Below are 20,883 nucleotides of genomic sequence, written 5' to 3' on the forward strand. Positions count from 1 at the left end.
TTATAATACATAAAGTTATTGTTAAATTACTTACTATAAAATAATTATTATCTAGCGTCGTATATAGTTCTTAATCAATACTAAGAACTTCGAAATTAGTTACCTGTTCACCAGTGTCAATCACTTCAACGTTATTACCACTGGGATCAATGTAAGTTCTATTTGGAATTATAATTCCGGGATTATCTTTATTACCATTTTTATTAGCTGCTGTAATAAAATCAGAGGCATTTGATTGTGCAAGGGAAGCTGCACCAATACCTTTATAATGAATATATATTTCTAATAAAGAATTCTCAGAAAAAAGTTTCCCTATTTTTTGTGTAGATAGACTGTTTAATTGTTGTGGATTATAATATTCACCGGTTTTTGAGAAAAAGACGCCATCTGGTATATCCGTTGCTGCTTCAGTTTTAGGTGTGCTTACAAAGACAAGCATCAACAATGCAGAAGCCAAAAAAAATTTTTTGAGTTTTTTCATCATGAATTTCCTCCTATAACTAATGTTATGCGTTAATAAGACTATACCATATTGATAAGAAAATGTCAGGAATATTTTAGAAAAAAGGATCCTACGTTCCCCTCCACGATGGAAAATAGGATATCGCCATACATCAAACAACCCAGTCAAAAACCAGTGCCTGTGCATCACACAATTCTGACGCAATTCAACTAACTAAATCAGCCTCTATTATTCAGTCAGGAGGCTTTTCTATTTGCAGCTTATTTGACGCCGATACAAGAAGCAAAGCTATGCAATCATTGCTATTCTTCTAACACCTTAGCAAGACTCATGACTTTCCATGAAATGAGCAGAACGGTAGGCGATTAAAAACCGGTGCATCACGCAATTCAGACACTATTTTGACAATTTAACGATGTAATGAAGAAGGAAGTCTTTCAGATAAGTAATCGGCTGGGAGACTTTTTCTATCTTAGTGTCAAAGAGTTTTCATTCTAACTGTAGAGCCTAGTAAACAGTGCCTGTGCATCATGCAATTCAAATAATTTGAAGCGTGAATAGGGAAGCCTTCTAATCGAATGTTCGGTTAGAAGGCTTTTGCGTTGGTTGCATGCCATGCTATTGTCCAGAGTCGGAATGGTCAGTCGGAAATGTACCAAAACACCATTATGTAAAACAGTAAGAATTCAATTCTTCCCACGAATTCCCTATCAAAAATGAATTCTTGAAAATCCAAAGTTGATACCTACACATTTTGTCTTCTGTAAAATTCAATTTTGCTGTTTTGACGAGTTTTCTGCATGCGCTTATACTTCAAATATACAAATATAAGAAAGGAAGGTGAGTAAGTATGTCTTCTGCTGTGATGAGTGTAGGACTGCAAGGCATGAAAGGAGAACGGATTCGGGTAGAGGCGAATGTGCGGATTGATAAAGAACAGTGTGTGATCATCGGATTGCCTGATGCGAGTATGAAAGAGTCAAAGGAGCGAGTGCTCAGCTGTCTGCATCAGTTGGATTTTGACCTGTCGATGAAGAAGCTGACAATTCATTTATCGCCGGCTGATCTGCGTAAAAGCGGGACAGGGTTCGATGGAGCGATGCTGCTGGCTGCCTATCAGGAGCTGACTGATTCGCCACTTCCGATCGATAATTCAGTCTGTGTCATTACATCCCTCTCGCTAAGCGGTGAACTTTTGCCGTTTCATGGTCTGCTGCCTGCTGTGCAGCAGGCACTGTCGCTCGGCTTCAAACGAATCTACCTGCCGCCGGTCGATGTATCTTTCTTGCATGACACGGCAGAAGCCGAACTCGTTCCATTGCCGACCGTTGAAGCGCTGGTCGAGCATTTGCGCGGACAATCGTCTTTCCTGTTTGAAGGGATATTGACTTCCGTGATTTCTACAGCTGCAGACGATTCGGAAGGATTTCAAACGGACTTCTCGGCCGTACGAGGACAATCGCAGGCAAAGCGCGCACTTGAAATCTCAGCAGGGGGCGGGCATCATACATTGCTCGTCGGTCCGCCGGGTTGCGGTAAAAGTCTGCTGGCCAGCGCCTTTTCGTCCATTATGCCTGACCTGCGGAAAGAAGATGCATTGGAAGTCTACAGCCTGTATCATCTCGCGCGAGAAAAGAAAGGCATGTCGCTGCGCCCGCCCTATCGCCAGCCACATCATTCAGCGTCTGCTATTTCATTGATCGGCGGTGGTACGTATCCAAAGCCGGGAGAGATTTCGCTGGCTCACCGCGGAGTGCTGTTCCTCGATGAACTGGGTGAGTTCTCAAGGAAAACACTCGATATGCTTCGGTAACCAATTGAGTCTGGTGAAGTGACCATCAGCCGCGTGAAACAGATGGTTACTTATCCATCTTCCTTCATCTTAATCGCAGCCACCAATCCCTGTCCATGCGGCTATTACGGTTCCAAAGAACGTTATTGCACCTGCACGCCGCGACAGGTGACAGACTATCAGTTAAAAGTTTCCGGTCCCATCCTAGATCGTCTTGATTTTGTTTTGTCACTGAAAAGCAGCGGCTTGCAGGAAAAGACAGCGAGCGAAACATCGGCAGACATCCGCCGCCGTGTCGGGTGCGCACGCAGTCTCCAGCATGAACGTTATCGCAGCCACGCACTGAACGCCACGGTTTCCTATCAACAGCTGGAACGTACGGCCGGCTTTTCTGAAATCCAGCTGCAACGGGTCAGTATAGTCTGCTTCGAGCAGAAATGGAGCAACCGCACTCAAATCAAGCTGCTCCGGCTTGCCCGGACGATTGCGGATCTGCAAGGCAGCAAAGCAATGACTGATTCCGCTATCGAAGAAGCTATTAAATGGCGCAAGCTGCCGAATGCACTGCAGGGAGGTGAACGTCTTGGCCCGACGTAAGCGGAACTGGCAGCCGAATGCCTACTACCATGTGATCATGAGAGGAAACAATCGGCAGAACATTTTCGCTGCTGAAGAGGACATGTACCACCTCATGCGCTGTATCGCGCACGCCGCAGAAATATACCGATTTGCTATCCCGGCTTTCTGCATCATGACCAATCACTTCCACCTGCTCATACGCTCGGAAGACGACCTGTCAAAGATCATGCAGCAGATCAACCGGCGATACAGCGATTACTACGCCAAACGCTATCATCATGTCGGACGGATCTATCAGCGCCGCTACTTTGCCAAAGCAGTAGACACTCCGCAGGCACTCCTCGCCGTCAGCCGCTACATTCACCGCAATCCAATTGAAACCATCGTACCGATGGTCAGCCGACTGGCAGATTACCCTTTCAGCTCCTTTCCTTTTTACAAAACACAGCCAGATCAGCTACCCTCTTACGCAGACACCTCCTCCATTCCTCGTTGTCTTCCTCCTCCATTTGAGAAAACACGGGCAGCTTACGTGGTATATTGTGAAATGGATTTGGAGGAGATCATCGGCTTGGAGAACTACTTGCCGCGTGACGACGGTTTAAGAGAATATGAAAAGCCTCCTGATGGATGATCAGGAGGCAGATTTTTTTGTTTGAATTGTCTGTTAACTTTGTGATGCAATGGTTTTAAATACAAGTAACGCTCTCTTGAGCCGTAGTAGCCGCACGGGCATGGGTTGGTGGCAGCAATTAGGGTGAGGGTGGAAGGATAGCTTACGATTTGTTTTACACGGCTGATAGTCACTTCTCTTCTCTTCTTTTCAATAGCCATAAAAAAGCTTGCCAAAATATCTAGTTTGACGATGAGTGATTTGCCATGTTGCATAGGCTCCTGGAAATAGTAAAGTATTTATAGTTTGCTGTCATAAAGCACTATTTCATAATATCAGTGGTTATAAATTGAAGAGGGAAAGCGAGGACTAAATAGTCTGTTAACAGGTAATGTTAATTATTCTTGCATGTGGTACTATATAATCAGTTATGAATAGTAAAAAAGAAAGGGGAATTAGCGTGAAGAGGGTAATGCAATTTGCTTTTGCAGTATGCATTTTATACATACTGCAGACAGGCGTAGCAACTGCAGAAACTGCAGAAACTTACAAGTACACGATACCTGAAATTTTGAAATTTGACACAGAAGCAATCGTGATTGCCTCAGATTTCAGCAGAGATGGGAAGTACATAGTGACAAGTCAATATGATGATGTCACGACTAGGCGTAGTTCAGTAAAGGTCTGGGAGGCTGCTACAGGATCATTAATTGGGGAATGGAGCTTTCCTGGAATGTTTTCGAAACTCATTGACGAAGTGCGTTACAATCCGAATGGAAAACAAATTGCCGTTTTAACGGAAAATATTTCAATCATTAATGTAAGTACAGGAAAGGTTGCTAAAACCTTGAAGGTTACGGAACCTTACTCGCCTTTTCCTACTGATATTGTATTTAATAAGGAGGGTACCGTTCTGTATGCATCTTATACAGATGGCACAGTAGCCTTTTGGGATACTGATTCATGGGAAAAGATTAAACAATTTAAGATGCCGCAAGAGGTGATTTCACTTGCATATATAGATAACTTCCGACAGCTGGCCATTGCAACAAAGAACGGTGATATTCATATACGTGATGCGGAGACAGGTGCTTATGCGAAAACATTAACCGGTATATACCTTGGTGAAGGGTCGATCAGTTACTCGTCAGAAAGCAATATTGTAATCGGAGCATCTAAAAAAAGTAACCAGCCATTTCTATTGAATGCCAGTGAGAATTATAGGCTAATGGATCTGAAACCGAGTGATTTTAACACTATAAGATCTTGGGGAAATGATATAGATTTCAGCCCTGATGGGAAATACGTTGCTCTATTTACAAGAGGCGACTTAGAGGTATTTGATACTATAACAAAAGAGAAAGTGAGCCAGGTGAGACAGCCTGAATTCCTTGTGCGTGGAGTTAGATTTAGTGAAGCAACTAATCGAATCGCGGCAGGGAATAGAGTTTACGACACTGCGTCTTTGCCCGTTCGAGAGTTTGAAAAGATTCAGATAGAAGTTACTTCTACTAACATGGAACCTGGCCAAAAACAAGCGGCAGAAGTGATCGGTATGTATAGTGACAGCACTGCAGAGAGAATCAAACCGTCAGAAATCAAATGGCAATCTACTGAACCATCTGTAGCAGACTTCTTATATGGCAAACTAGAAGCAATCCGCTCCGGAAAAGCGAATATCATTGCAGAGTATCGCGGCTTGCGCGCATCCATCGAAATTCAAGTGGAGAGCTATAGGGAAATTGAAGAAAAGCTTAATATATCTCAAAATAAAGTTTGGGACGTTAACTTTAATCAAGAAGTAGATATACAGACAATTAAAGAGAAAAATATTTATATAACTAATGATCAAAATGAGATCATTCCCATTCTCTATTATGTGAGAAGTAATAAATCATCTACCGTACAGCTGATCCCTGTGAAAGATTACGAAGCGGGTAAGAGGTACACACTTTGGATACGTGAACTTCAGTCGGCATCCGGCATGCCTCTTCAGCAAGTAACAAAAATGAATTTTGTTATTGCTGATTGAAAAAAGTTGCTCTGTCATTCGGATGTAATATTCCTAACTCTTGCGTTGATACGAGTTCTATCCCCGGCTATCTGCCTAAGCCGTTTGAGAAAACCCAGGCGGCTTATGTGGAGTATTGTTTGATGGTTTTGAAAAGAGAATGAAATAGGTCTGACCATATTTGGAGGAGGCGGTAACAGCGAACCGTAGTAATATGTATCTGTACATCACACAATTCAGGATGGAGCAGTTTGAAGATTACAATGTTGTAGAGTGGAAATGAGCTGGGAATGCTATGAAGTCTTTTGACTGATAGATACGGTCAAAAGGCTTTTTTGTATGCAATTTTAATTAACTCACAGAGTATTGCTGATTTCATTGAAAGTGGTTTGTCGAAGCACAATATGTGAAAGTTGTAAAGCCTCGGCTAAAAAGCAATCACGAAATAATAGTCTGTTCTAGTAAATTTTCCTAGTCAGAATATTCGTAGACAAGCAACGCTTTAACGCCTATACTGAGTCAAAAGACAGATGAGGTATTGATCACGACGAGTAATGGAGTCACTACAACAATGAGAGGAATGAGCTACAATCAGTTTAGAAAAAAGGTTCTATGTACTCGAGTTCGAATCTCCATGCTGGAAGTGATGTTTGAGATTGATCATGAAGTACAGCGGCAGTTGGATACCCGTAAACGCCGGGAAATTCGGGATTTCATTTTGAATTGCCTGAAGAAAAATGAGCCTTTTAGAGTGAAGGTGCATCACACAACCAATTAATAGGTTAAATAAAGGGGGAGAACATTTGTGAGGAAAAAGTTCCTTGCCAAAATGTTTGTTATTGTGCTTATATTGAACTTTATTTTTTTATTTCCAAGTAACATTTTAGCGGATAACGGGACCGCAAAAGGTTGGAAGGAATTCACTGAAATGAAAAATGTCCCACTTAATAAAAAGTGGACGATTACATTTAATCATGAGGTTGAACTTTCATCGTTAATCGATGACAATATTTATGTTTTAGATTCAACGAATGGAAAGGTCCCTGTCACTATCGTTCAAGTAGATGAAGGGAAGCAAGTTTTAGTAAGTCCACCTAATGAAGGGTACAAGCCGAATTCGTCTTATACATTATATATTTCAGAAAATGTTTATTCGAAAGAACGAAAATTAATGAAACATCCAGTTAAAATGCCGTTCAGAACTGGTTCTAGTGAAGTTCCAGTAGATTCATTTCAGCCACGGGCGGAAAGTGAAAATATCGTTGAGTTAAAAGAGGATGTTGTTGATTTATCAAAGCGTATTTTAACAGACTTAGAAACTTTAGACTATGAAGGTAATCTATTTGTATTTATTGGTGCGCCAGAAGAATTAAGTCATCTTTCAGTCGGTGATATTTTTATTCTCCCACCTACCGAAGATTTCCCTTTTGGCTGGTCAAAAGAAATCATTACGATCGAATTTGACGGTTCCCATACGATTATTGAGACGAAAGAGCCGAATATGGAAGACGTCATTGATAAAATTGACATATCTCAAATTATTGCCATTGAAGCGAAAGATGTCATGCTCGATCCTGAAGTTTACCCAAATATTATAAGTGAGGAAGGTCGGGGGAACCACCGGAATTTTAAAGTAGCAAATAGAGACGAAATGTCCATTGGAGAGATTGAAATTGGGATGGATGGAGATAATGTTTTCGTAGAGTTTAGTGATATTGTGCTTAAAGAACAAAACTTGGGGGAAATAAAGATAGAAGGAAAACTAGAATCAAATCTTCCTGAAGTATTTATAGACGTTCAGCGTATGCTCCCAAATCGAATAGAATTCGTTAGTGGAATTGAAGAATCGTTTACTTTGAAATATGAATTTATAGGTGTAGAAGCTGAGAAGTATTTTAATTTAGGAACTCCAATACCTGTCAAAGCATATGGCGTAGCAGGTGCTGAAATTCAATTTTACATTAAAATCTCTGGTTCTGGAGAAGTTTCGCTAGATTTTAGTTTAACGAGCAGCCGTGAATATCGACTTGGAATTAAAAATGGGGAAAACGGAATTGAAGTATATAACGATTCAACAACGGCAACAACTCCCAATATCGATGGATTAACTGGTACTTTAACGGGAAAAGTCGGCTTAGGTGTAGGAATTACTGCGAAAATCATTCAATTTGAACTGGGTGGAATTGAGGCTGATGCTGGTTATCGTGCGAAGATTGAGGGACAAATTTCTCCTGGAAAGATTTGCTATACTTTAAGCGATTCGCTTTATTTCGATACAACAAGTAGATATCGAGTGAGCCCAACAAATTTTGAAAAAGGTAAATTACTTACCTATTCGATCGCTCTAAGCAAAGGGACGACCTGTGATTTTATTGATATTCTCGTCGAGCCAGTCGTACTGCGTGGCGGAGAAAAAACAACATTGAAATTAACAGGACTAGACCCTTGGAATATTAGCAAAGACATCGAATTACCTGATAACAAGGTGAGCTTAAAATCAAATGACACAAGCATTGCAGGAGTTAATCAATTTGGTGATGTTGTCATTTATCCAGAAGCTAAAGATGGAGAAAGTACAACGATTACAATTACTTATGATCGTGGTAAATGGAAAAATCCTCTGACGAAAGAAGTCGAAGTTATTGTTCAAAGTAATGAAGATGTCTATCATATTGAAATGCCAACTTTTGAAGAAATGAAAATAATGGCTGGAGATATAGGTGGTAAATTAAAAGGCGTGTTAGAAAGTGGCGCTAACCCAACAAAAGATGACTTTTCTACAATCGTTGATGGACTCAAGCAATACGCTACAGACGATTATATTTACGATGAATTAAAACCATATTATGAAGAACATGTGTATAGTACCATTGATGTTTACTTGTTCCCTTTACAAGTCGATACAGATTTAGTATTTGATATTCTTGAAGCAAAGGGCAATCGTGTCGTCGTGCAAACGGTTGAGCGCGGAAATGCGAATACGGATGGCAGTCATATCATTTACACGTTTAAATATGAAAACGGTCGCTGGTTAGTCGATGATTATCAATCTATTTCCTTAGGTTCAGAGCCACTTCCTGCTCTTACAACGCAAGAGGTAGAACAATATTTATCCAACTATTACTCAAAATCAAACTACAATGAGGAAGTAAACGTTACTTATTTAACTACTGGCACAAGAAAACTGTACAATTATTATACTGGTAGACATGAAAATCGAACGTATTACCGTTACCATATAACAACAACTCTATATGAATATGTGGAAGATTTCTTTATTCACAATGGTAGTATTGTAAACGTTGAATGGTCAGGTTAGGATGCCTGTGCACCACACAATTATAGCTGGGTAGTAACGGACTTGAGTAAAGGGCTCCAGTGTATTACACAATTAATAAATACACCAGAGGGTTCTTTTAAACGGGGTAACTAATCATGTATATTTTTAAATGGATTACTGAAACGTGGGAAAAGGAAATCTGGTACGAACAATTTTATATTATTACAGGAATTGCTTTCATAGTGTTTGCGCTGGTTACTATTCTCACTTTTATTCCCCACTCAAAGGTGATAGAGGATGTGGAAAGAGAGTTCAATAAGAACTACTCCAGGCATTTCTTTATGTGGTTTCGAGCAAACAAGCGTGCTGCACTATATCGGGATGCTGAAGCCGCTGTCAAGGTATATAATCCTCTTTATATTTGGTATGTAGTGAAGAATTGGTCGTCCCAAATAGCTTCGCTAAGTTTTACTGCGACGCTTTTTCTTGTAGCTGGGTCACTGATTTATGAATTCTTGGATAGTCCCGTCAATGAAGAGTATGATTACGGTGACTACATAATAGAGGAAACTGTTCCTTCAGATAATAGTAGAATACACCATGTCGATCCCCATTGGGTGGAAGGTTATGAACGTTCTGACGGTACAAAAGTAGAAGGATATTGGCGCGGTGGGAATAGCGGATATGACAGAAGTAATCCTGATGGAAGTCTTGATAATAATTTAAGACCTTGAGGGGAACAGAAACCAAGAAATAGCTTTGGGTGAATTTTCAAAGGGCGGCCTATGCATCGCTCGTAGTGTATGGATTCCGGCGATGAAATAATTCAGTTGCCAACTCCACGGGCAGGAAATATCGAAACTAAAGAGTATGGATCACGGCTAATTATTAAATACTATTTAGATTTGAGTACACTACACTATGCAGACACTCTTCCGACAACTTGATAGTAGAAAAAAGAAGCGTCTACTGAATGAGAAATCAAACAGTAGGCTCTTTTCATCTCTTTCGCTAAAGTGAGTCTATACTGAACTTCCCATTTTTCACACTAAAGATCCAGACAAATTATAACCAGAGACAGTCATGCAGGACGTAATCAGGCAGAAAAAAGAAACAGTTCCATTGGATGCGGAATTGTTTCTCAGTGGGTAGTTACAGTGACTGTAATGCAACTCCCGGGAAAGTCATAGTATATATTCTTCTTCAAATTAAATCCTACAATGTCAGTTCTCTGAACAGCATCAGCCTTTCATAACTTTTTCACTACAACTTTCTGTGAATCTCCGCCTTCATCAGTACGACTACTACCACCGTTAGTTTCTTCTTAACTTTCCCTGTTTTCATCAACGGAATTGGTGGAGGTTCCTACCGGCATTGACATAATCAAACTTGCTTTATAAAGTTAGGAAATGCAGAAAATAACAGAATAAAGCAACATTTGAACAGTTAGCCGAGTTAACAGCTTGACATTTTACCTATTATGATTTTATATTAAACCTATTAATTAAGTAAACATTTAAAGAGTGAAAAGACTGATAAGTACGAAAATTTATTCGGCGAAGGAGAAGGATCTATGACAACGATTCAACAAATTAATGGAGAGTTTAGTATTGCTAATGGGAATGGAATTCAAGTCATAGGGAAGAAGGCAGCTGATGAAGAGGGTCTTTCTCCGATTGAGCTTCTTGAGGCATCTCTAGGACTGTGTGTTGCGATTACGATAAAGAGAATGTTGGAAAGGGACGGTATTGAAGTACCGGAAGATGAGCTTTTTGTAAAGGTTGCGGCCAAGAAAGCAATAAAAGGACCTTCTCGTATAGAACAATGTGTTGTAAACGTTCGGTTTCCTGAATTGATTGCTTCCGATTATAGAAAAAAATTGCTATTGTCTGCTGAAAGGGCTTGTACGATAGGTAATACGCTTAAAGAAAGTGTAGTTATTCGGACACAAGAGTTAATCTAGCAGCTGAAGGAGATTGGATGATGGAAAATAAAATGGAACAACTATCAAAAGCACAAACAGATGATTTTGCTATTACCCCTGTACCTGCCTCTTATCGAAAATCGCCGCTGAATATAGCAGTGACGAGCTGTGCTTGGGTCATATCGCTATCAACGATTGTCACGGGAGGTGCGCTTATACAAGGGTTGAATTTCTCCGGCGCTCTTCTTGCGGCTATATTCGGGATGCTGATCTTGGCCGTGTATGGTTTTTTCCAGGGAATGATGGGGGCTAAGTACGGAATCTCCACTACCGTTTTGGCACGGCAAGCTTTTGGACGACATGGTGCCAGTTTATTTGGCATTGTGCTGGCTTTGACAATGGGAATCGGCTGGTTCGGTTGGCAAGTGGCCTTTTTTGGCACGACAATTTCTGAAATGTTTCCTGGCGTGTGGCTGGCGAAGCCTGAAGTTGCCGTTGTTTGGGGAGGCATTTTAATGATGCTTACTGCTTTTATCGGTTACCGGGGCCTTGCTGCGCTAAGCTTTATCGCGGTTCCGCTCGTTGTCATTTTATCGATTTGGGGCATTGTAAATGCAGTGAATTATTCGGGGAGCTGGAGCAATCTGATGGCATTTGAACCGTCTGGCGACCCTATGACGATATTTGATGGTATTACGATTGTTGTAGGAAATGCTGCATTAGGCGCAGTGGTCTTTCCGGACGTTACCCGGTATGCCAGGAATGCAGTGTCAGGGGGCATTAGTGCATCGAGCGGCTATTTTTTTGGCGGTGTATTTTGTATCATTGCCGGAGCAGCGATGGCGATTGCGGCGCAAGTGCCAGACGTTGGATCGACTCCGAATATCCCCGCCGCCATGAGTAAACTTGGATTAGGCTTTTTCGCCTTTCTGATCTTGGTCTTTGCGCAATGGACAACGAATGATAATAATTTATATACCGGTTCGCTCGGGCTTCGCAACGTAGTGAAGCTGCCTAAAAAGTTGCTCGTCATACTGATGGGAACAACTGGCATTGTTATCGCGCTGCTGGGGATTCAGGACTTTTTTGTTCCGCTTTTATCATTTCTAGGGTTGTATGTTCCTCCGATTGCAGGTGTGATGATAGCAGATCATTGGATTGTGTCTGCGAAGATCCGTAAACGGCACTACCAGTTTGGCGCAGGCTCAACGTATTCTGCCCTAAATGTTGTCGCCATTGTGTCCGTTGTAACGGGCGGTTTGATCGCATCCAAGCTGATGTTTGGCATCGGTGCACTGAATTCAACGGTTTTGGCATTCATCCTATACATCGTATTGACTTATATTTTAACGAAATTACATATACGGTATGAGTTTGGAGAAGTGAAGGAAGAGTCGACAGGCTTTTGATGAGAAGGAGGAAATAATTTTATGGATAATCAGCAAGAACAATGGGTGTTTGGCATTGACGTGGGAGGCACATTTACAGATGTGGTGGTTACCGGACGCGATGGAAAGATGATATCAACGAAGACCCCTTCAACGCCGGATCAATCGGATGGAGTTATGAACGGAATAGTGAAAGTTTCAGAACTGCTGGGACTAGATGTCAGAGAAGTATTAGCCGGCAGCCCGCTAATCGTTCACGGGACAACCGTTGCCACCAATGCATTGCTGGAGTATAAAGGAACGAAAACTGGACTGTTAACGACAGAAGGATTCCGCGATGAAATTGAATTTCGTCGTGCTTACAAAGAAAGCGTATTTTCCCCAAGATTGGAGGCACCGTTTCAGATCGTGCCAAGACGATATCGGATTGGCATCCCGGAACGTCTGGACCAAACAGGACAAGTCTTAAAAAAATTGGATGAACATAAAGTTCGTGAAGCGGTACGCGGTTTTGTCAGGGAAGGGATTGAGGCGATAGCTGTTTGTTTTCTATTTAGCTTTTTAAATCCTGCCCACGAGATTAGGGTCAGAGAAATTATTCAAGAAGAAGCACCGGATATGTTTGTATCTCTTTCTTGTGAAGTTCTGCCGCAAATAAGAGAATTCGAGAGGGTCAGCACTACGATCGTCAATGCCTTTATTGGTCCAGCCATGCAGAGTTATTTAGAGCATTTGGATGAGAGGCTCCGCGCAGATGGCTTTGCCGGTGAATTATTTGTCATGCAATCCAACGGCGGTGTGCAAAACGTCGTGCAAAGTGCTAGATTTGCAGCAGGCACACTTCTGTCTGGGCCGGCAGGCGGAGTCACAGCGGCCTCCTTAATTGGCGGTAAATCAGGTTATGAAAATGTTATTACGGTAGACATGGGCGGAACAAGCTATGACGTTTCCGTAGTTGAAAAATTAAATCCGTCCATTACTACAGAAAGCTGGATCAGCCGTTACCGCGTTGCTTTGCCCATGATGGATATCCATACAATCGGAGCGGGCGGAGGAAGCATCGCCTGGATTGATAATGGAGGAGCCTTGCAAGTCGGCCCTAAAAGTGCCGGTTCCAATCCTGGTCCCGCTTGCTATGGTAAAGGCGGGGAAGAACCTACTGTAACGGATGTAAATGTATTTTTAGGCTATATCAATCCTGAAAATTTTCTGGGCGGAGAAATGAAGCTGGACCGCTCGTTGGCGGAGAAAGCTATTCGCACTCGTATTGCCGAACCGCTTGGAATTTCTACGGTGGAAGCTGCTCTTGCCATTTCACAAATTGTGAATAGTGATATGTCCAATGCCGTTCAGTTTGTTACGACACAACGAGGCCATGACCCGCGTAATTTCGCACTCATGGCCGTTGGAGGGGCGGGGGCTATTCATGCCGGTAAACAGGCAGAGGATCTCGGTATTAATACGGTCATCGTTCCTTCGTTAGCGCCAGTTTTTTGTGCGCTTGGCGATGTAGCGGCCAATCTGAAAGTGACCGAGCTGCGGACTTCTTTTGAGCGGTTGAAAGACGTTGATTTGCAGGCAATGAACGCTGCTTACGAGGCAATGGAACAAACTGCCCGAGAAAAGCTCGGCAGCCAATCTGTCACAGATCAGTATGAAACCCGCCGCTTTATTGATATGCGTTATGCGGGTGAAGTGCATGAAGTGACTGTTCCTGTAAGATCGAGAACCCGCCGCATCACCGAACTGAATTTGGAAGCGACAGTTGCTGACTTTCATGAGTTGCATGAAAGAATGTTTGCACATAAAGAAATCGGACATGATATTGAAATTTTAAACCTTCGCCTGGATTTAGCGGGTGTGAGAGAGCCTGTTAAAATGAAAGAAGAATCATTCCGGCAAGAGGATCCAAGCCATGCTTTGACAAGTGTGAGAGAACTGCATTTCGATATCGAAACGTCTAAGACACCTATATATGACGGCTCCTTGCTGGAATCAGGTAATCTGATTGTAGGGCCGGCCATAATTGAACAATGGGGCAATACCATCATTGTTTATCCTGGACATGAAGCATTAATTGATGCATACCGCAACTGCATTATCGAGGTTAAACAATCTGCTGTATCCCCGCAAAGAGGTGGGAACGAATGATTCAGGCACAGATTTTATATAGTAAGCTGCAGTCAATTAGCCGGGAAATGGGATACAATTTGCAGAGGATATCCCGCTCCCCGCTGCTGTCGCAAGATCGTGCATTTGCTACAGCCCTTTTTACGCCAGAATTGGAATTGGCTGTTCAGCATCAATATGAACCGGAGCATCTTTATGCAGTGAAAGACAGTGTGGCCCAGTTATTTGATTACTTTTCATTTGATATTGCGGATGGAGACGTGCTGATTGTTGCAGACCCATATAGGGGCGGAACGAAAGGGCAGTCTTTAACAATGGCGGCCCCTTTGTTTTTGGAAGGAGAGCTTGTTCTTTTTCCAGTAATCCGGGCGCAAATGATTGATTTGGCCGGAGAATACCCCGGCGGCTTCCATCCTGAGGCATTTGAAATTTGGCAGGAGAATGTAAGGATTACACCGATCAAGCTTTATAAGCAAGGAGTATTGCAAGCGGATATATTGAACTTCTTACTTTCGAACAGCAGAATGCCTTCTTCATTTAAAGCGGACCTGGAAGCCATGTATACCTGTTTACGGGAGGCACGGGAACAGCTGGAGGGACTGATTGAAAGCTCTGGGATGGAAGCAGTGGATTCATCCATTGAATCCCTTTTCCAATATAGTCAAAATCGGGTGAAAAACCATATATCCAATTTACAAGATACGGAGATGGCGGCATCTGTGGAGTTCGGAATCACGCCGGATGATCGAAATACGATTGCTGTCCGCATTCAGGCATCGGCAGATTCGCTTACAGTCGATGTAAGTGAATCGTCGGCCCAATCTGAGAAACCGATCAATTCGCCGGCTGCTTTAACAAAAGCATTTGCAGTTTGGCCTTTTCTTGCCATGATTGCCGATGAGGTGCCGATCAATGAAGGACTGATGCGCTCCTTTACCGTTTTATTAAAGTCAGGGACAATCTGTGATCCTGCATTTCCGGCTGCCACCGCCCTGGCACCTGGCATCACGGGCCACTTTTTGGCTGAAGCTGTGTACAGGGCAATCAAAAGCAGTGGGAATGCGGATCAATTCCCTCCAATTTACGGTACAGGTCCACAGGCCATATTCTACCCGGAACTCGGTGTGAACGAGGAAACGGAGCCAATCGTCCTTGTGCCCGGTTTTCCTGCCGCACAGCAAGGTTTTGGACCGCCTGCCCTATTCGGAGAGCGGCTGCTGGTCTCCGCTGAGGAATTGGAGCTGTATCATGGTTTTAAAATGATCTCGCGGGAATGGAAAAATGCCGGGCTGGAAGTCGTGCTGGAAAATCAGGAAGACGATGTCTATTTCAACTTGCTGCTTCCTTCAGGTAAAGATGATAGATTCGGATCTGTGACGATTGAGAGGGAGAAGTCGCGAAAAATAGAGCAAAGCGCAACAAACCAGCACGTGAAGAAAGGCGACCTCCTTGTCTTTGTGTACGCTGGAAAGGGGCAAAATGAATGAGAAATGAAGATGTAATTTTATCGCAAGTTGTCGGCGGTTCGCTTGATGCTGTCGCAAGGGAAATGAGTGCAACAGTAACCCGAACAGCCAGGTCTCCTCTATTTAATGAAGCGCATGACTTTACAACAGGGGTATTTGACCTGTCGGGAAAAAAGTCTCGGCTTGTCGCTCAGGCCCCGGGCTGTACACTGCATCTGTATGCAGTTGTTGGAGCTGTCGATCATTTGATGGATGCATTCCGCTATAATCTTCATCCAGGCGATATTCTGCTTGTGAATGATCCGTATCATGGAGGCTCACACAGCTTGGATTGGACGATTGTCATGCCTGTTTTTTATAATCGCAAACCCATACTATTGCCGGCTGTCCGAAGTCACATGGGAGATAATGGCGGGCCGGTTGCAGGGGGATATAATCCCAAGTCTAAGGATATTTGGCATGATGGTCTCCGGATACCTCCGCTGAAGATATATGAACGGGGGGAAAAGAGGCAGGATGTTTTTGATATGATCGTCGCGAATAACCGGCTTTCTCATTGGCTGGAGGGTGATTTGAATGCCATGATTGGTGCGTGTAAAGTGGCAGCTGAAAGAATTCAGAATATGCTGGATAAGTACGGGGAAGAAAAAGTAGTCAAAGCCATTGATCAGCGGATTCAGTATACCGATAAAAGAGTCCGTGATGAAATTGGCAGCTGGCCCGATGGAGTCTATGTCGGCGAAACGTTTGCGGATCATGACTTTCAAGGCAATCGCGATATTAAAGTCAAGGCTTCAGTCACTGTGGAAGGAAGTGATTTGCATATCGATTTTACCGGTTCTTCGCCGCAAGTAAAAGGCTTTATTAATAGTCCGCTTTCCAATACCACTTCATTCGCGTTTGTAGCCATCTCCACTTGCTGTGATGAAGATATTCCAATTAATGAAGGGTATATGAATCCGGTTACCGTAACAGCACCGGAAGGAACCGTGGTGAATCCAAGAATGCCGGCTCCGTGCGGACATGCTACGGCGTGTGTCGGCGCAGAGATTGCAGAAGCAGTGCTTCAGGCAATTTCCCAGTGTGCGCCCACTCGTGTCGGCGTCAATGCGCATAAATTGCCGCTCGCCTATTCACATGGTAAGTACGAAGACGGCAACCCGTGGGTAAATCTGAATTTCTTTGGCTATACGGGAGGAGCTGGCGCTGCGTATGAAACAGATGGCTGGGGCTTATATCCTCCCGTCATGACGGGTGTCACTTTGCCGTCCATTGAAATGAATGAAGTCCAATATCCAAGCCGGGTGTTAAAACATGAGTATATGATTGATTTTACAGGAACCGGACGCTGGAGAGGAACACCGGGACTGGATGTGCAGATTCAGCATCTGACAGACAGTGCCACCAGCGTCATGATGGCGGGTGTCCGTAATACAACTAAAGGGTATTGCGGCGGCAAAGATGCGCCATCGAATAAAGTCATTGTTAACTATGGAACATCGCAAGCTCAGGATGTCGAAGAAACCGCCTTTGAAGTAAAAATGCCCCCTGAAGGAATTATCCAATTTTACCGGGCTGGCGGCGGAGGATGGGGCAATCCCTTTGAAAGAGAGCCGGCCCAGGTGCTTGACGATGTTTTGAATGGATTCGTTTCTGTAGAGGCTGCTTTGTGTGACTATGGAGTAGTGGTAGATCCTGTATCTCGCACGGTTGATATCAAGGCTACAGAGCAGCATCGTAACGCTAGTAAAGATAAGTAGTAATGAGCACCACACAATTACCCCGCAATTAATAATGTACGATAACCTTTTGTGAGTTCTGAATATCAATCACCCGGCAGAGCCGTATCTCGATTCACAACCGTGTTAAATGTGGCAACGGGATCTCACATTATTCACATGCTATTCTGGCAATTGATTGATGAGTAGTAGAAGTTTATACGCGAACCCATGAACTTAAAATTAACCAGATAAGAGAGGACTGGCCTTCGGGCTGGTTCTTTTTTGCTTAGGGTTACAATAAATAAAGGACTGAGCCTCGTGTTGGCTTAGTCCCCATAGAAATAAATGCTCTGCCATTCACTCGAAATCATCAGCCAATTCCTTCATCACCATCTTCACTTGAAATCCTTCAAAAGCTTGCAAGAGACGGCCTACCTCATTCCATGTATACGGTTTTCCATCGATGATTACGAGTGGTGTATCGCAGTTGTCCGAATCATAGGAGAGTACGCCTTTCAAATGATTTTGTTTTATATATGTATAAGGTTCACCCGATGGAAATTTTCCTGTGGCCAGATACGTCTCGGACAGTCCGCGTGTTGTTTTTTCTATCAGTTGTTTAAATAGTTTATGCTGGTCATCATCTAGTTGCCCATCCACTGCAAATTCGTATCCTTGCTCCCGTCGTTCATGCGCAGTCAGCAAAATTGTTGTTCCCATGATCATTCGCTCCACTTCAAAGATGCGCATTACCCCATTTGCGTCATCAGCAATAAATGTAATGGGCAGTTCAGGAAGTTCAATTCCTAACTCTGCCGCCATCATGCTATTATAGCAATCCATACAAAGCGGCTGATTGCCAAATTGCACATGCACTTTGTCAGTACTGCATTGTTCACATTTCATCCGATCTCCCTCCATTTATATCGTTATCGTATCATAAATAGTAGGGGAAGAACTTCGAGAACTCGCATATCTGACACTATTCTTACGATGTGAAAATGTACAAATAGTAAAGACTGAATATAGATAATCTGTCAGAGAGCATTGGTGTTAGTAAATAAAATTAATCATCGGGTCGTTTCTAGCTTTTGGCTATCTAGAGTTGTAGAGCGAGGGGTGGTAAGATAAGTGAAGACAACAGAAAAGGTATTGTTCTTAAGTGAGGATGCCTGTGTCGTACATATTTATACGAAAATTTTAGGAATTGTTTGCACTTGAAGATGTTTTAGGTTTTTATCGTTCCGCCTATTGCTATTGTTGTTACTCTTATTTGATTCGTAATCCCGAAAAATATACAAAGGAATGATTTCAATAAAAAATAATAAATCCCTATATGTATATGGCCTAATATATTTTTTAGTCCCATTCCTTGCTGCCGCCATAGCAGCTTATTACTACACTATAAAAACGCTATATAACAAGTTTCTAAACATATTAAATTCCGGCAGTATGTTCACATTGCTCTTTTTAGCCGTTTGCTTTTACATAGCTCAGTTTTTATCTGGATTCTTTTACAATTGGACCACTCGGAGTCCCAAAAAAGATGTTTTTAAGCATGTATACGACTGTCTGTGTATTGTAACTTATGCCATTTATGAATTTGCAGCTTTCCTGGCTATTTATTTTTTGGTTTTCATGTGCATCATGCAGACAACTGCACTGAACGACATTCCACAGCTGCCAGGAGCTCAAGTATTCTCACTCATAGGTAAGTCATTCATCATTACTTATTTGATCTATGTCATTTCCAGCGTTGCTTTTCATCGCTTCTTTCGCGCTTTCAGAGAAAAGGTGTGCATTGACAAAAGTTCTTTGGCAGGAGAGTTTATTAAAACGTTCCAAGCGAGTTTGACTCATTTATTAAGTGCCTTAATCTTAGTGACTACTTTTTTGGGTATTCTTGATAAACCTTTACATCCGGATGAACATGTCTTTTTTATTGGCCTCACTTTAATTTTATTGGGGGGCTACTGCTTTACATTTTATAAGAGCGATTTGCATCTTTTCATTATCAAAGGATTTTTAAAAGAAGGAGACAATGAATGATAGTCATATAGGGTACCTCAAATAATTTAGAAAGTAATGACAAACACCAGCTTGTATGGTAATCTGAAAAAAATAAATATTTCATCCACTGGAGGTGCCTTTGAAGAGGCTGAGATCAAAGTAATGGACTTTGGGACTCCTAGAACCTGATCCAGGTTATACTGGCGGAGGGAAGTGGCACTGCTTACAATAACTGTATGTTATAGACTGTATACATGAGGCGTTGCTTTCTTCCGGGAAGCGGCGTTTTTTTATTTCCTTCCAGACCGGTACATCAGTATGTTAACCATTTAGAGGGAGCGGAGACCATGAAGACATATGATCATATTGTTATAGGCGGAGGGGTAATTGGCTGTTCTATTGCTTACCGGCTGGCTAAGGAAGGCGTAAGTGTAGCTGTATTTGATGCAGGGAAAGCTGGACAGGCTTCGATGGCAGCAGGGGGAATGCTTGGTGCGCAAAATGAATTTGAGCGGGAAAATCCGTTGTTGGACATCGCGCTGGAAAGCCGGGGGATGTTCCCGCAGCTTCGTGATGAGCTGCTTTCTAATACGGGTATTGACATTGAGTTACGAACAGCCGGCCTGATCAAAACAGCCGCAACAGAACAGGATCGTGATGAGTTGCGCCGGCAATATCATTTTTTGTCCGAAAAGGATCCATCCATTCAGTGGCTTGAGCCGGAGGAAGTGCCGGAGATTGAACCTTGTATGACGTCCCGAACTGCCGGTGCGATTCTTCTGGAAAAAGACCATCAAGTAAAAGCACCCTTACTCGCACAGGCCTTTTTGAAAGCAGCAATACATGCCGGTGCCCATGTATATGAAGAAGCGCAGGCTGTTCGTCTGCTGATTCAGCAAGATCGGATAGTGGGGATTGATACATCAATCGGCTCGTTTTATGCAACTCAAGTGACGGTTGCGGCCGGTGCCTGGAGCAGCCATCTGTTAGCTGACACCGGCTTTTCCTTGCCCGTCATTCCTGTAAAAGGCGAATGCTTGTCGATCCGATTGGCCGGCCCTGCACCTGTCAAAACGGTTTTTGCGGCAGACGGCTGTTATATTGTGCCAAAACGAAATAAGGAAATGCTTATTGGCGCAACGTCTATTCCCGATTCCTTTGATACATCAGTAACGGTCCGCGGTATTCTTTCTCTATTACAGCGGGCTTCCCGCCTATTGCCTGTGCTCAGTGATGGAGAAATCCACCGGACATGGGCAGGGGTACGTCCTCAGGCAGCAGACCATCTGCCGGTCATGGGGGCTCATCCATTCATCGGCGGGCTGAATATATGTACGGGTCATTACCGGAACGGCATTTTGCTTAGCCCGATTACAGGTATATTAATGAAGGATTACGTGAACGGCTGTCAGGAGACACACAAGCAGCTTACTCCTTTTGCGCCGGCACGGTTTTGGTGCCAGGTGCCCGTGAAATTCTGACAGTTGGAAAATTGAAAGAAGCCTT

General features: G+C 43.0%; 15 protein-coding genes, 1 pseudogene and 1 riboswitch. Of the genes and pseudogenes, 13 read left to right on the forward strand and 3 right to left on the reverse strand.

Annotated features, from left to right (window positions below; translation table 11 throughout):
• Positions 1-70 precede the first annotated feature (70 nt).
• A complete protein-coding gene (locus SporoP33_RS11935; RefSeq protein ID WP_081243917.1) occupies positions 71-484 on the reverse strand; it encodes a hypothetical protein in 414 nt (137 codons plus the stop codon).
• Between the two features lie 865 nt (positions 485-1,349).
• Between SporoP33_RS11935 and SporoP33_RS16360 the strand changes: the two are divergent.
• The 3 genes and pseudogenes from SporoP33_RS16360 to SporoP33_RS11945 all read left to right on the forward strand — a co-directional run.
• Positions 1,350-2,435: pseudogene (locus tag SporoP33_RS16360) on the forward strand (YifB family Mg chelatase-like AAA ATPase); the annotation flags it as partial.
• Positions 2,424-2,852: a magnesium chelatase subunit ChlI family protein gene (locus tag SporoP33_RS16365; RefSeq protein WP_231293349.1), complete on the forward strand. Its 429-nt coding sequence runs from the start codon at positions 2,424-2,426 to the stop codon at positions 2,850-2,852. The pseudogene SporoP33_RS16360 and the gene SporoP33_RS16365, both read left to right, overlap by 12 nt.
• Positions 2,839-3,468: a transposase gene (locus tag SporoP33_RS11945; protein ID WP_231293243.1), complete on the forward strand. Its 630-nt coding sequence runs from the start codon at positions 2,839-2,841 to the stop codon at positions 3,466-3,468. Before SporoP33_RS16365 ends, SporoP33_RS11945 begins: the two co-directional genes overlap by 14 nt.
• Here SporoP33_RS11945 and SporoP33_RS11950 read toward each other — a convergent pair.
• The gene (locus SporoP33_RS11950; RefSeq protein WP_081243919.1) at positions 3,414-3,722 is read right to left on the reverse strand and encodes an ATP-binding protein; all 309 of its coding nucleotides are present in this window, start codon (positions 3,720-3,722) and stop codon (positions 3,414-3,416) included. The genes SporoP33_RS11945 and SporoP33_RS11950 overlap by 55 nt on opposite strands.
• 185 nt (positions 3,723-3,907) lie before the next feature.
• Here SporoP33_RS11950 and SporoP33_RS11955 point away from each other — a divergent pair, with 185 nt between their 5' ends.
• The 8 genes from SporoP33_RS11955 (at position 3,908) to SporoP33_RS11995 (ending at position 17,406) form a co-directional block, all read left to right on the forward strand.
• Positions 3,908-5,479 carry a WD40 repeat domain-containing protein gene (locus SporoP33_RS11955; RefSeq protein WP_081243920.1) on the forward strand — a complete coding sequence of 524 codons (1,572 nt, stop codon included), beginning with the start codon at positions 3,908-3,910 and terminating at the stop codon, positions 5,477-5,479.
• A 784-nt stretch (positions 5,480-6,263) separates the two neighbouring features.
• Positions 6,264-8,777, forward strand: coding sequence for an Ig-like domain-containing domain (locus tag SporoP33_RS11965; protein ID WP_081243922.1), 2,514 nt, complete (start codon positions 6,264-6,266; stop codon positions 8,775-8,777).
• 116 nt (positions 8,778-8,893) lie between these two features.
• Entirely contained in the window at positions 8,894-9,472 is a 579-nt protein-coding gene (locus tag SporoP33_RS16090) for a hypothetical protein (RefSeq protein WP_155961355.1), read from the forward strand.
• A gap of 839 nt (positions 9,473-10,311) precedes the next feature.
• Complete coding sequence (locus tag SporoP33_RS11975; protein WP_081243923.1) at positions 10,312-10,701, forward strand: OsmC family protein; 390 nt, start codon at positions 10,312-10,314, stop codon at positions 10,699-10,701.
• 20 nt (positions 10,702-10,721) lie between these two features.
• The gene (locus SporoP33_RS11980) at positions 10,722-12,071 is read left to right on the forward strand and encodes a cytosine permease (RefSeq protein ID WP_081243924.1); all 1,350 of its coding nucleotides are present in this window, start codon (positions 10,722-10,724) and stop codon (positions 12,069-12,071) included.
• Positions 12,072-12,092: 21 nt separating this feature from the next.
• Positions 12,093-14,201 carry a hydantoinase/oxoprolinase family protein gene (locus SporoP33_RS11985; RefSeq protein WP_081243925.1) on the forward strand — a complete coding sequence of 703 codons (2,109 nt, stop codon included), beginning with the start codon at positions 12,093-12,095 and terminating at the stop codon, positions 14,199-14,201.
• A complete protein-coding gene (locus SporoP33_RS11990; protein ID WP_081243926.1) occupies positions 14,198-15,667 on the forward strand; it encodes a hydantoinase B/oxoprolinase family protein in 1,470 nt (489 codons plus the stop codon). Before SporoP33_RS11985 ends, SporoP33_RS11990 begins: the two co-directional genes overlap by 4 nt.
• Positions 15,664-17,406: a hydantoinase B/oxoprolinase family protein gene (locus tag SporoP33_RS11995; protein WP_081243927.1), complete on the forward strand. Its 1,743-nt coding sequence runs from the start codon at positions 15,664-15,666 to the stop codon at positions 17,404-17,406. Before SporoP33_RS11990 ends, SporoP33_RS11995 begins: the two co-directional genes overlap by 4 nt.
• Positions 17,407-17,724: 318 nt before the next feature.
• On the opposite strand, the gene SporoP33_RS12000 is transcribed toward SporoP33_RS11995, so the two are convergent.
• A complete protein-coding gene (locus SporoP33_RS12000; protein WP_081243928.1) occupies positions 17,725-18,273 on the reverse strand; it encodes a DUF7686 domain-containing protein in 549 nt (182 codons plus the stop codon).
• A gap of 399 nt (positions 18,274-18,672) precedes the next feature.
• Between SporoP33_RS12000 and SporoP33_RS12005 the strand changes: the two genes are divergently transcribed.
• Together SporoP33_RS12005 and thiO are read left to right on the forward strand one after the other, a co-directional pair.
• Positions 18,673-19,416 (forward strand): hypothetical protein, encoded by a 744-nt coding sequence (locus SporoP33_RS12005; RefSeq protein ID WP_081243929.1) that lies wholly within the window; start codon positions 18,673-18,675, stop codon positions 19,414-19,416.
• An 80-nt stretch (positions 19,417-19,496) separates the two neighbouring features.
• Positions 19,497-19,606: riboswitch (TPP riboswitch) on the forward strand.
• A 118-nt stretch (positions 19,607-19,724) separates the two neighbouring features.
• On the forward strand, positions 19,725-20,858 hold the full coding sequence (gene thiO, locus SporoP33_RS12010) for a glycine oxidase ThiO (RefSeq protein WP_196796781.1): 1,134 nt from the start codon (positions 19,725-19,727) through the stop codon (positions 20,856-20,858).
• Positions 20,859-20,883 lie beyond the last annotated feature (25 nt).

Source organism: Sporosarcina sp. P33 (assembly GCF_002077155.1).
Taxonomy (GTDB): domain Bacteria; phylum Bacillota; class Bacilli; order Bacillales_A; family Planococcaceae; genus Sporosarcina.